General features: G+C 41.3%; 12 protein-coding genes and 1 pseudogene. 3 read left to right on the top strand and 10 right to left on the bottom strand.

Features of this window, described 5'->3' with window-relative positions; translation table 11 throughout:
* Positions 1-9: 9 nt before the first annotated feature.
* A complete protein-coding gene (locus tag AC2VDX_RS00425) occupies positions 10-339 on the top strand; it encodes a phosphomannose isomerase type II C-terminal cupin domain (protein ID WP_378173064.1) in 330 nt (109 codons plus the stop codon).
* A gap of 475 nt (positions 340-814) precedes the next feature.
* Here AC2VDX_RS00425 and AC2VDX_RS00420 read toward each other — a convergent pair whose 3' ends face one another.
* Positions 815-1,303, bottom strand: coding sequence for a hypothetical protein (locus tag AC2VDX_RS00420; protein WP_378173029.1), 489 nt, complete (start codon positions 1,301-1,303; stop codon positions 815-817).
* 59 nt (positions 1,304-1,362) lie between these two features.
* Positions 1,363-2,055, bottom strand: coding sequence for a hypothetical protein (locus AC2VDX_RS00415; RefSeq protein WP_378173032.1), 693 nt, complete (start codon positions 2,053-2,055; stop codon positions 1,363-1,365).
* Between the two features lie 218 nt (positions 2,056-2,273).
* On the opposite strand from AC2VDX_RS00415, the gene AC2VDX_RS00410 reads away from it, so the two are divergent.
* Positions 2,274-3,632 carry a helix-turn-helix domain-containing protein gene (locus AC2VDX_RS00410; RefSeq protein WP_378173035.1) on the top strand — a complete coding sequence of 453 codons (1,359 nt, stop codon included), beginning with the start codon at positions 2,274-2,276 and terminating at the stop codon, positions 3,630-3,632.
* 15 nt (positions 3,633-3,647) lie between these two features.
* Here the strand turns inward: AC2VDX_RS00410 and AC2VDX_RS00405 are convergent, their stop codons facing one another.
* The 4 genes from AC2VDX_RS00405 to pirA all read right to left on the bottom strand — a co-directional run bounded on the left by AC2VDX_RS00405 (position 3,648) and on the right by pirA (position 8,400).
* Complete coding sequence (locus AC2VDX_RS00405; protein WP_378173037.1) at positions 3,648-4,295, bottom strand: Uma2 family endonuclease; 648 nt, start codon at positions 4,293-4,295, stop codon at positions 3,648-3,650.
* 86 nt (positions 4,296-4,381) lie between these two features.
* On the bottom strand, positions 4,382-4,834 hold the full coding sequence (locus AC2VDX_RS00400; RefSeq protein WP_378173040.1) for a DUF29 domain-containing protein: 453 nt from the start codon (positions 4,832-4,834) through the stop codon (positions 4,382-4,384).
* Positions 4,835-4,895: 61 nt separating this feature from the next.
* Positions 4,896-7,535 (bottom strand): bifunctional aconitate hydratase 2/2-methylisocitrate dehydratase, encoded by a 2,640-nt coding sequence (gene acnB / locus AC2VDX_RS00395; protein ID WP_378173043.1) that lies wholly within the window; start codon positions 7,533-7,535, stop codon positions 4,896-4,898.
* A 436-nt stretch (positions 7,536-7,971) separates the two neighbouring features.
* Positions 7,972-8,400: an arginine synthesis PII-interacting regulator PirA gene (gene pirA / locus AC2VDX_RS00390; RefSeq protein WP_378173045.1), complete on the bottom strand. Its 429-nt coding sequence runs from the start codon at positions 8,398-8,400 to the stop codon at positions 7,972-7,974.
* A 433-nt stretch (positions 8,401-8,833) separates the two neighbouring features.
* On the opposite strand from pirA, the gene AC2VDX_RS00385 reads away from it, so the two are divergent.
* Positions 8,834-9,478: a hypothetical protein gene (locus tag AC2VDX_RS00385; RefSeq protein WP_378173048.1), complete on the top strand. Its 645-nt coding sequence runs from the start codon at positions 8,834-8,836 to the stop codon at positions 9,476-9,478.
* A gap of 6 nt (positions 9,479-9,484) precedes the next feature.
* On the opposite strand, the gene AC2VDX_RS00380 is transcribed toward AC2VDX_RS00385, so the two are convergent.
* From AC2VDX_RS00380 to AC2VDX_RS00365, 4 genes and pseudogenes are all read right to left on the bottom strand, one after another.
* Entirely contained in the window at positions 9,485-10,945 is a 1,461-nt protein-coding gene (locus tag AC2VDX_RS00380) for a DUF1802 family protein (RefSeq protein ID WP_378173051.1), read from the bottom strand.
* Positions 10,946-10,953: 8 nt separating this feature from the next.
* Entirely contained in the window at positions 10,954-11,598 is a 645-nt protein-coding gene (locus tag AC2VDX_RS00375; protein ID WP_378173053.1) for a Uma2 family endonuclease, read from the bottom strand.
* A 29-nt stretch (positions 11,599-11,627) separates the two neighbouring features.
* Positions 11,628-12,770, bottom strand: coding sequence for a hypothetical protein (locus AC2VDX_RS00370; protein ID WP_486928071.1), 1,143 nt, complete (start codon positions 12,768-12,770; stop codon positions 11,628-11,630).
* Between the two features lie 79 nt (positions 12,771-12,849).
* A pseudogene (locus tag AC2VDX_RS00365) lies at positions 12,850-12,942 on the bottom strand (IS5/IS1182 family transposase); the annotation flags it as partial.

Here is a 12,942-nt window from a genome sequence, read left to right as displayed (position 1 = left end):
AGTGACACGATGCGGATACGACCTTGGGGCACAGTCACCGTCTTAGAAGAAGGGCAACGCTACCGGATTAATCGCATTGAACTCAACCCAGGTCATCACATTAGTACCCAAATGCACTATCACCGCAGCGAACACTGGATCGTTGTATCTGGCACCGCCAAAGTGATTTGTGATGGTATAGAGACAACCTTAATTCAAAAACAGTCAACCTACGTGCCGATGTCTACACCTCACCGAGTTGAAAATCCAGGGTGTATTCCTCTAGTGATGATTGAAGTCCAAAATGGAGAATACCTTGGAGAGGATGACATTATCCGTTTCGACGACGCGGAAACCTAACATCTCAAAATCAAAGGATATAGTGGTTCTCAGTTGACTCAAATACAAGATCGAACCCCTAGCCCATTCCTTTGTAGAGAATGGGATAGGGGTTTTATACAAAAGCGGAAAAATGAAAATAATTCTTGAAGATCATCAAAATTGACGAAGAATTCGGATAAATATCAGCCTTGCAATTGTAGTTTCTCCCAAACTATCGCCACTTTGTATGAAGACACCCTGCTTTCCTGCAAGGGAAGGCGGTTGGGGGTTAGGTTTTTTGGCGATAGGCGGAGGATGCGATCGCACCCGAAAAACGCAGATTATACGAAAAGGCGATCGCTCCCATCGCACCTCATCCAACCTCTACCAAAAATTGCTATACTCAACCATAGTCTGTAGAGTGCGTCAGATAGTCAAATTAATTATCTCATCGATAACTTTTTGGGGTTGATGAAAACTATGAGATAAGCGATCGCACTATTTATTTTTTTCTTTATGGTATTTGTCTTGGTCTTTTTTCCCCTTCGTTTAAGGATATTTGAGTCCAGCTACCATCATTTTTATTTAAAACATAAGCAGCTAAATTCTGATTGTTATTGTCACGAACCACCATCTTTACTTTCCCATTTTCTTCGATCACATGATGATGTACATTTTTAATATTTCCAGATAATGGTGTTACGATAACTCCCTCTTTGTGGTCTTCTATCTTCACAGAAATTTGCTCGCCAGTAGGCATTGTATATCCAACTATGGTTTCCTTAATTTTCTGACCAGTGTTACTATTCATCCACTGTATAGCATCACTTACTGAAGTCATGGGGATTGGTGGCAGTTCCCGACCAGAAGCTGTCTCTCTGATAAGCAGTAGTCCCCTATGTGTGTCCCACATAAAATCATACGTTCCCGGCTTACATCCAGGTATTTTCTGAAGAATTGGACTATTTGCGGTAATATTACGAGTAATCCAACGATCTTTCATGGTTTTTGTGATAAATAAAGTAGATATTTTACACTTGAGATCAAATCTAAAAGTCAAGATTAGCCCTCAAGAAGCAATTCAAGAAGCATAATAGCTAACTCTTCCATTTCTTCTTCTGTTAGTATATTTTCTAGCAATGTTCCTGGATTTTCTCTTAATTTCAGAAGAATCCGATCGCGGATGGATAAAGATTCAAGACGTTCTCTTTTTTCTTGTTCTGCAAGTTGCTCTCGTTGAATGCTATTTAATTCTTCTCGCTGTTGCTGAATAAGTCGTTTTTCGTACTCATCTAGGAATTTTTTGGACTGCTGCCGCTTAACCTCTCGCCGAATTTTATCTTTAGCTTCTTTTGGATTTATTTTTCTATGTCTGTATTGATGAGAGTTTTTTATTTCTGGTAGTCTAACTCCTCCAATTCCTAGAACAAAGCCGACGACCAAAAAAGCAAACCCGAAACCTATAACTAAATAAGTTAAAATTGGAAATAACAACCAGTACCAACCCGGATATTCAGTATTACGTCCCCGAATAGAATCTAGTCCTAGACCGAACAGACCAGATAAACAAACCACAATGGGCATTGCTATTAATGCTCCAACTTCTATGGTTTGTCCTAAACTTAAAGCTATGATAGTTCCGACTAATGCTAAAATTAACCCCAAGCTAATCCAACTGTAAAATACTCTTGCTCCAAAACTGAACCTTTCAGTCATGGGACCTGGAGTCACAAAAGTAAGAATTTTGTCAAACATAAATAATCATGCTGTCTTTTAATTGACTGTCGAAAATGAAATACTTTTACTTTATTCTTATAAGAGTTTAAATCGTCTTGTCTGATTACTGCCACCTGAAAATACTTGATTTTCTTCCCTTTTTTGTTTCAAAATATAACATAAACCCTTTATAACCCTTGATAATCTTGTCTGAGACTAAGCTATAATGGCTAAAAGTCATACTAAGTCTAGTTCCTATGACTGTAACAGAAGTTTTACAATTGGTGGATCAGCTGGTCTTCAAGCACACAGGAAACCACCTCAATAACTTACAAAAGAATGTAGTTGAAGGAATTTGGCAAGGTAAAACTTACGGCGAAATTGCAAAAGAGTTTGGTTATAATAATGAAAATCATATCGGCAATGTTAGCCGTGAGTTATATAAAATTTTATCTGAACAGTCAGGAGAAGATGTTAATAAGTCTAATTTTTGTTGGACACTAGAAAGATTAGCTAATTCTTTTAATCCATCTAATTCATCACAACAGCAAGTAGGTTTAATTAATAGCCATATTAATCTTTGTTCCAATAGTCATAAACATGATTCTAAAAATACTGAATCAAGTTATTCCAAAAAATCTTATCAAGATTTAACCCTAGCCCCAAAAATCACTTATTTTTGCGATCGCATAACCGAACTTCAAACCTTGTCTCATTGGTTAACTCATCAAAACACTCGATTAATCTCAGTTTTAGGATTAAGTGGAATTGGTAAAACAACCCTAGTTAAACAGTTTATTGATCTAAATTTACAACAATTTGATGTAATCATCTGGAAAAGCATCAAATTATCTCCTTTAGATGGCATTATTACTGAAATTTTAACAGTTGTTAATACCGATACTATTGAGTCAAACAATAAATTAACTCAAGTTTTCCATCTTTTACGTCAGAAAAGATGTTTAATTATCTTTGATGATCTGCAAGAATTATTTACCAGTGGACAATTTGCAGGACAGTACAAAACTGAATACAAAGACTATAAGAATTTTTTCACAATGATGACAGAAATTGAGCATCAAAGTAGTTTGATTTTAATTAGCCAAGAACAATGCCAAGAAATGATCTGCTTAGATGAAGAATTGTATCCTGTTAAATGCTTAGAGGTACAGGGTTTAGATAATACCGAAATCCTTAAAAAGCTGGGATTAAAAGATGAGGAAAGCTGGTTAACACTGATTAATTTATATGAAGGAAATCCAGTTTATTTAAAAGATATCGCTAGTTTAATAAAAAATATTTTTTTGGGTAAAGTGTCTGAGTTTTTAAGTGAAAATACCTTGCTTTTGACGGAAGATATTAAATTTCGGTTCAATGAATTATTCGACCAATTATCAGCAATAGAGCAACAAATTGTTTTAAACTTAAGTAAATCTAATCAACCTATGTCCAGAGAAGATTTAAGACAAGGTTTATCATTATCGTCAATGGATTTGATTAATGGATTACAATCTTTGAAAAAACGCTATTTACTCAGAACAACAGAGGAAGAGAAAATTTTGTTTAATTTATCTCCCATTTTTCGAGAATATATTAATACTTTAAGTATTGGATAAGAATCGGCTGAAATTTTACGATTCTGTAATTTGTTCTCGTACCCAAGTTCTAAAAGCTCTCATTGTCTTATTCCTACCAACAGTCTTTACCTGACTTAAATATTGAGGAATCACCTCAATAAGTGGTAAATTAGGAAAATTTAGACTAAAGGCTGACTTGATATACTTTCTATCTTGTAATACATTAATTTGTAACTTCCCTTTTTCAAATCGCCAAAGCTCAGGCACTCCTAAAGCTTCATAAATCATTGGATGAGTGCGAGAAGTTATATCTATCTCTAAGACTAAATCTGGAGGTGGATCGATGGATAAGTCTAATCTTTCTTTTCCTCTTACTGCTGCTTCATTTTGAATATAGAAACAGTTATCAGGTTCTATCCCTTTCAGCATATCCTGGTTTTTAAAAGTAGTAGAACCAAGAGGATAAAAATCAATATCTAGTTCTTCTAGAAGAATTTCCACAAAATTGGTGATAAACAGTTTGCTGATTTCATGCTCTGGCAAGGGTGTCATGATTTCTAATATTCCATTGTCATAAGCTACTCTTGAGGCACGATGTTCTCCTAACTCTTCTAAAATGGTTTCAAATTCTTGCCAGGTTATATCCTCTAGAAAAACTTTATGACCAGGCGGGATATTAAATCGCTTTAATTCCAACAGCATCTTTAAACCTCATTTTCATTGTCAGAAATTTCAGGCACCATCACAGTTTTGCCTCTCCATTGTAGGGTAATGTCCATTTGAATTTATCAATCTAAAAAACTATATTTCAAAGTTTCTTCGGGAGTAAAAGGTGATTCTTTAGGTAAATAATTTAATTTAATCCCTGTTTCATCGGATGCTTTCAGACGAGCTTTTTGATAACAATCATCAAACACTTCTGAAATTAGAGGTTGCAAACTGGGACTGTCTTCTAGTAATCCTTCAATACAAATACGCTGTTCGGTGATGGTGCTGCGCCAACTTTCGCTCCGTTTCTCAGGCTGATATTGCCATTTAAGCAGGTGCATTAAAAGAACAATTAAACAATTTTTTAACTCTCTTTTTTCACTTCTGCCTATACTTTCAATTTCTTCAATTAAACTAATAATATCTATATCCTTGATTTTACCTTCTTTTAACTGTTGAGCAGTGGTTTTTATCCACAGATAAAAGTCTTGTTCGTAGAGACTATTTGAGGTGGAAAGCGATGGGCTTATCATAACCTAATCTCCTTTTATTCATTAGTTGATTAAGGTGGGCAAAGCCCACCCTACAGTTATTCTACCGTAATGCACCTGATGGAATACCCAAAATATCCTCAATATTGGGCATATCTTCCAAGGAAATCACGCGACCTTCATCCTCAAAATTAGCGATTTGATCGAAGTTGAGATAGCGATATAAATCACTAGCAAAAGGATGAATCTTCTTCGCCACAATGTCCATGTATTCTTGCACTGTGGGAATGCGACCTAACATCGCACAAACTGCTGCTAATTCAGCAGAACCGAGATAAACTCGCGCATCTTTGCCCATGCGATTATTGAAGTTGCGAGTGGAAGTAGAAAACACGGTTGTACCGTCATCCACACGCGCCTGATTTCCCATACAGAGACTGCATCCCGGCATTTCTGTTCTGGCACCTGCTGCATCAAATACACCATAAACACCTTCTTCTTTTAGTTGGTGTTCATCCATCCGGGTTGGGGGACAAATCCAGAGGCGGGTTTTAACTGCTGCTTCGCCTTCCAGCACCTTCGCGGTGGCGCGATAATGACCAATATTCGTCATACAAGAACCGACGAATACTTCCTGCACCGGATCGTTAGCAACTTCAGACAGCAACTTAACATTATCTGGGTCATTGGGTGCGGCGACGATTGGTTCCTTGATTTCGTTCAAGTCAATCTCAATAATTTCCGCATACTCTGCATCTGAATCGGCTTCCATTAATACGGGATTTGCCAACCATTCTTCCATTTTTGCCACGCGACGCATGATGGTACGGGCATCTTGATAACCCCGCGCTACCAGATTTTTCAATAGCGCTACGTTGGAACGCAGATATTCGGAAACTGTGTCGATACTTAACTTAATTGTGCAGCCTGCACAAGAACGTTCGGCGCTGGCATCGGTGAGTTCAAAAGCTTGCTCAACTTTTAAATTTGGCAAGCCTTCAATTTCCATGATTCGCCCGGAGAAGATGTTTTTCTTGTTCTGCTTCTCTGCTGTTAGCAGACCTTTTTGAATGGCAATATATGGAATCGCGTTCACGATATCCCGCAGCGTCACACCGGGTTGCAACTCGCCTTTGAACCGCACTAAGACCGACTCTGGCATATCCAAAGGCATCACGCCCAAAGCTGCTGCAAAGGCAACTAAGCCGGAACCTGCGGGGAAGGAAATTCCCAAGGGGAAGCGGGTGTGGGAGTCGCCACCAGTTCCCACGGTATCGGGTAGCAGCATCCGGTTCAGCCAAGAATGGATAATGCCATCGCCGGGACGCAAGGCGACGCCGCTGCGAGAGGCAAAGAAATCGGGCAGTTCGTGGTGGGTTTTGATGTCAACTGGCTTCGGATAAGCGGCGGTGTGGCAGAAACTCTGCATCACCAAATCTGCACTAAAGCCGAGACAGGCGAGTTCTTTCAACTCGTCGCGGGTCATGGGGCCGGTGGTATCTTGAGAACCAACAGTTGTCATCATCGGTTCGCAGGAAGTGCCGGGACGCACACCATTTAGTCCGCAGGCTTTGCCTACCATCTTCTGCGCTAGGGTAAATCCTTTGCCGGTATCAATGGGGGGTCGAGGACGGATGAAGATTGGACTTGGTTCGACTAATCCGAGTGCAATTCTGGTTTTATCGGTGAGGGTGCGTCCAATCAGGAGGGGAATGCGTCCGCCTGCGCGGACTTCGTCGGTGATGGTGTCGGGTTTGAGGCTGAAGGTGGATATTACCTCGCCAGTTTCGTTGGTAATTTCACCTTTGTAAGGATAAATGGTAATTACCATGCCGGTTTCCATCTGGGTGACATCGCACTGGATGGGTAATGCACCGGCATCTTCAGCGGTGTTGAAGAAAATCGGCGCGATCGCATTCCCTAATATATATCCCCCAGCCCGTTTATTCGGTACGAAGGGTATATCGTGCCCAATGTGCCACAACACGGAGTTTATCGCCGATTTCCGGGAAGAACCCGTTCCCACGACATCCCCTACATACGCCACGGGATGTCCTTTTTTCTTTAACTCGACAATCGTTTCCAAACTTCCCGGTTGCCGAGATTCCAGCATCGCCAAGGCGTGCAAGGGAATATCCGGGCGGGTTGTGGCGTGCTGTGCAGGGGATAAATCGTCGGTGTTTGTCTCTCCGGGCACCTTGAAAACGGTGACGGTAATGGCTTCTGGCAGGGTGGGGCGACTGGTAAACCACTCCGCCGCCGCCCAAGCGTCAATGACTTGCTTGGCGTAGGAATTAGTCTGGGATAATTCCAAGACATCGTGGAAGGCATCATACACCAGCATGATTTTGCTGAGGGCAGTTGCTGCTGAGGCAGCCAATTTTTCATCGTCAGATTTGAGCAAATCTATCAACGATTGCACGTTGTAACCACCTACCATTGTTCCCAGCAGTTCTACTGCATAGATGGGGGTAACTAGAGGGCTAATGGTGTCGCCTTTGGCTACAGCGGTGAGAAAGCCAGCTTTGACGTAAGCAGCCGGATCGACGCCTGGGGGAATGCGATGCGCTAAGAGCGCTACCGCTTCGCTACCGCGCAGCAATTCCAACAACGTCTCTTCTTCACCCGCTGGAGGATTTTTCAGCAATTCGCACAATTGAGAAGTCTGTTGGGCATCCAACGGCAGTGGCCCAATTCCGAGTGCCGCCCTTTCAGCGACGTGTTGACGATAAGATTCAAGCATTTTCAAGTCTCCTAATCTCAGCAAAATTTGGCGGCGGTAGCGCTTTTGTGTTCTCAATCGGGAGGATGCGATTCACACGCTTTTTGCCCTCGATAGTTAAAAGTCAACACAAGGCATGGCGCTACTGCTTAAGTCGCAGAGCCACTTTATTAATTATTGTGAAAAAATGGAATAAAATTTGTAGGATTCGCTGCAACTACCCTTACCTGTAACGGTTTATCTGGCTGAATACATTGCCATAAAAAAAAGGGCGATCGCTCTCTATCGCCCACGTAGCTTTATAAACCAGGAATCCGTCGTCTTCAGCTATGAAGATTTCGTGCTTAGATAAAATTTTACACCTTAAGGGGGATGAGTGCGATCTTTGACGCTTTGCGGATTCTGGCTGCAATTACTCCTGGCTCAAACGCTAGCGCCACCAGACTTACGGAAACTCCTAGAGGCACAATGTCAGTTGCTTCGACTCTGCTTCCAGAAGGCGAATTAGATTTTCGTCACCTTTAGCTTTAGCGACCTGTAGCCGATGTTCCAGGCTGCGGTGGATATTGGCTAGGTGACTTTTAGCCGCGTTATCCAACACTTTTTGACGATTTGTATCGGTTGGCAATTTCCGATCGCTTAGAGGTGCCATCCCTTCAGATAAGAAATTTTGCCTCTGTAGAGCATCCCTAGTGGTTCCGGTTTTGCCGATGAAGTAGGGGACTCCCCGATAGTTCAAGTTAACAATCGCATCGGGAACTACAATATGTCTGGGATATGCAATGTTGTAAGTCTGTCCCCGATACTTACCCACAATCTCGCTTTCGGTTACTTCCAGCGTGGGTGAAGTTTTTTCGTAGCTGACGCCGCGATAAGAGAGTTTCATAAGTTTCGCCTCCGATTGAGTTTCCTGAGTATTTGTTACTAAGCAAGGCACGTTCCTTTGGGATCGCGCTCTACTTCTATTCCCCAGAGCCACTGACGGCTATGAATACTCAGTCAGTGGTGAACAAGTTAAATTATTTCTGTATCTATTTTTACATTTTTCTCTTTAAAGTGTCAATTTTTAAGAGATTTTAAGAAAATCTTTTGAGCGATCGCGGGGAAATCGTCCAACTTCCTCCACAGGCTGCTGATGCCAATTGCTTTGCCTGATTCAGTTGCCGGGAGAAGCGACAAGCGGCTATAAAAATAAGGAAACAATCAATGGATATTTAACGACACTAAAAACAGTCAATAACCCTCTATCGGAAGTATTAAACCTCGTCTACTTCCTAAGAAGGATAAACAACTCGGTTTTAGTGGTGCCAGGAAAAATTATGAAACCCAAAAGCTTTTCTGTGTTACAAATTGTAATCAAAAGAACCGCCATGCTGCTAATTGCGGCTTTCGTACTGGTTGTGGTTTTTGTGAATCGGGCGAATGCAAACGGGGCAGAGTTTCTGGTAAGTAACGGCAATAATTTTGATGTCAATGCAATTCAATTTAAGCGGGTTGAATATGTTGGGCAATGTCCGGGAACCGCGATGAATCCGGGCACAAGAAAAGCTCAGTTTGTTTCCAAATCAACTCCACCCGCACCTAAAAGGAAAGTGACAATTCGCAATGTGACTCAGGGTATGAAGAGTAATCCTTATCCATACACAACCAGAGGTTACAGTGAAGGGCAATATTCTCAAGGCGTTGATTTAAGCTTGGGAAATAGCCATGAAACTCGAACTTTTGCAGTTTTAGAAGGCGAAAATAAGTTTGAGTATGAAATTAAAGAAGGAGAAAATATGCTCGAACAAGGCACTTTTACTGCGGAAGTTTCTGTAAAAGATGTCGGAGTTTTTCCCCGCGATACCATTTGTGAGGAAAAATTAGAATGTCGCAATGATGGAGACTGTTACGACAGAAATGGAAAGAAGAGAGGAAGTCGCCAAAGATGCTATACAACTAATACCTGCCATTGTCCTGGCTGATGAGACTTATGCAGCTGGCAAGTCACGGAGGAAATAGAAGCGATCGCTTCCCCAATCCTTCCCCTTAATTCGCCCCAAATATCCCGTCAATGGTGAGGAAAGCTCAATCAAAATATCGTGCATTTCCTCAGTTTTTAATGGCTGAGGCGGATTAGAACTAAAATATGCGCCATGTAAAGCTTCGACTCCAGCATTATCTAAACCTGTGTTTTGCAGGTAATTTTTTACAAGCTGGACTAGATGCGATCGCAATCTAATCTCTTTTTCAACTTGAGCAATGTATTTCTCAACTTCATCATCAGATTGTCCCGGCTTCAGATAATCTTTCAGCTTAAACAAGTCTACTGAGTTACGATGCTTACTTTGCAGTTTTACCAGTTTCTCAAGTGTTTCAGGGTTAATAATCGCCATACCTTGTATTATTGCGGCATCATTGAGTTGGGTAGTTGGTTCGCCGGGACCAATGATTAATTTAGCAGCTTGCTGAAATAGTTCTTTGCTTTGCAGGCGTAGCATTCCCAAATTCAACAGTTGCACTGCGGTTGGGTTGGGAATCTTTCTCCCGGCTTTACATTCCCCAACCAAAGGATAGGGTTGCGAACAGAAGACATCTACACCACCAGCGCCGCCTTTGTGGAAATAGTCAACTGTAAAGCCTAAAAATTCAAGGCTGTTACGGACTACAATCTCAAAATCAGTTCCAGCTTGATAGTTACTTGTGCCTTCATTTTCTTTACTACGATTGCCTAAGTCAGCAATTGTGTTTATCCAATCTAAATCGGGATCGGATTGTCGTAGGTGTAAGGATTCAGTCCAACCCAGAAAAATTTTGATGTCTCGATCTAGTTCTTTACCGGTTAGGTTGTTGATAGATAACTGCGCGATCGCATTCTGCAACTCTTCCAATTCGGGATGCGGTGGCGGTAGTCGATGTTCTAGCTGGTGGCGTTGTTGAGTGAAGACGCGATCGCTCAAAACTGGTTTATCTTCAAAAACAGCTTGTAAAGGTGAAAAATGTACAAACTGCCCTTTAGAATCTACTGGAGCTTCAATCGGCTGAGTTAGAGGATAAACGCGCAAATAAGTCAGAAAAATATAAGGACGTTTCGAGAGAATTTGCTGCAATGCTTCTGTTGTCCAAATTGTCAACTGCGACAAAGCTCCTAACGCTTCAGAATTATCTATAATTTGGCACAATTCGCACTTAGCCCAAGCTTTAATTGTGACTGTTTCAGAATTTAACTGAGCAAATGCAGTTTGAGCAATAGACAAAAAATTGGAGCGATAATATTGCTCAGTTGGTAGCAAGTTAATCGAAGCATCCGTAGGATAAAGAGCAAATTTTCGCCCCGGATCAATGAATGTCCGAGGCATCGCTGCGATCGCTCTTCCTTGAATTAATGCTTCAATGTCTGGCGCAGGTAGTTTTAGGGCAGTATCAAGATTGACAGAATTGGCTAGCAGCATACTTCATCTTACGGTTGAAATTGAGTTAATAACCAAGCCACAACTTGAGAATGTGCCATTTGACGACTGCGCCGCAAAGTCTCTTCTAATACTGCCATCTCTAACCCTGGTAATATTTGAGATTGAGTAATTCTTCTACTACCACCACTAGAGATTATTTCAAAAGCGATTATTTCGGCTTGTTGCACATCAACTATCCAGTATTCCGCTACTTTTATATCTTCATAAAGCAAGCGTTTTTCGCCTTTGTCATCAGCTAGGGTACTATCAGAAATTTCAATAGCTATATCTGGCGGTGGAGTAATGTCAAGATTAGCGATCGCTGTTCCTGTTGGTACCATTTGCGCCCGTTCTCCGATGTAGTAAGATACATCGGGTTGGCACTCTCGAACACCTGTTTTGCGGTAGCTACAGTTATCCAAGCAATTCAGTGGGATGCCTTTGAGAGCGGCGAATAAGGTGACAGCAATAGCAATAATCCCATTATCTTTTGCATGATCGGGACCTACTGACATAGTTTCAATCCTCATTCGTCCATTGTAGTAGTAGCCTTTAGCTTTTTGATAAGCTGGGTCTTCAATGGTTTGGATAAATTCATCCCATGTAGCTACAACCCAAGTATCAGTCGGTAGTTTTGTCCGTATGGTACTCATAGATTTGTCCGCAGCGATATTGTGTGGATTTATGCAACACTATCTTCATCAACTAAGCCACTAGGAACTTCACCAGAAGGATCGCTTAAAATCTCATTAACAAGGTAATTCTCAGATGCTAATTTTTTATGGACAATGAAGTCAAAAATTTGCTCTTCTGTCAGTTCGTAATCGTCACGACCCTCATAGACAAATAGAATAGCTAAAAGAGGCTTGATATTGTCACCTGTAAGCTTCACCCATTCGCCGCCTAACATCGGAGATAGAAGTTGGCTCAAATATTCTTGAGCTTTAGTTGCAGTGGAGCTAATTTCTTTAGCTCGAACCAGGCAACCACGAGTCAGGTTGAACTTTTTGTACTCGATTAGACGCTTCAATCCTGCTTGTACTCCAATACCGCTAGCTTGCTGAATAACTCCCACCCCAATTTTGACCGTTTTTCCGTTTTCATTACCTATGATTTTGAAGTCAATGTAACCTCTGTCTGCGCCTTTAGCTTCAACTTCTACAATGTCCTCAACTTTGACTTTCTCTATAGTCTGTCCAATCACGGTGTCGAAGCCCAACCGCAGAGCCTTAGCAAGTGTAGTCTTATCTTCCAGTAAGGCTGCTATACACCCATCTAGCGCTGCAAGCTCTTTATTAAAGGCAGCTTCAACCGGATGAGTCGGAGGTGTTTCTATGCCTGTAGATCCATTTTTCTCATTTACCTCAAAATGCCCTGCACACCATTGGAGAACTTTCCGAACAGGCGGCTTTTCTTTACTTAATTCTCTCAGTTGGCTTTCGACAAATGGATAGACAGGATGCGGGGGGACTAAATTTATCGATTCATAAAACTCTTTGAGCCATAGGGTTACTAGCTCAACAATAGAATCACTATCCATAGGTTGTAACTCGATTGGCTCTTTCGTCGTTGTTGAAACCCGATAAGGTATGCCACCCGGAAGCGGCTTAATTTTTATTTTCCAGATATCGGGAATCATAACGGTTAGAATAACAACTCCCCGGCTACCACTGGCTAAATTAAGACTTTCAAACAAATTGCTAACTAATTCAGATGCAACTACTTGTGCTTTTGTATAACCCCCTTCGTTGAATTCAACTCCCTCTAGCTGGTCAAAACAAATGGTCAGCGCACTATAATCGCTGATCAAACTTAAGATTTGCAATACGGTATCAAAGGCATTGGCTTCTCGATCTTCTTTATCAATGTTAGAGGATGTTTTAAAAGTCAGAGAGAGCTAAAAATTATGCAAGCCGTCGAATCATGATCCGAATCATGGCAACATAGATGAATGTTTCTGAAGTTTCGGGTAGTCGTTCATAATCCTTACTTAAACG

This window comes from Coleofasciculus sp. H7-1 (genome assembly GCF_057473865.1).
The sequence above is the reverse complement of the archived record's forward strand: the minus strand, read 5'-3'. Positions and strand labels throughout refer to the sequence as shown.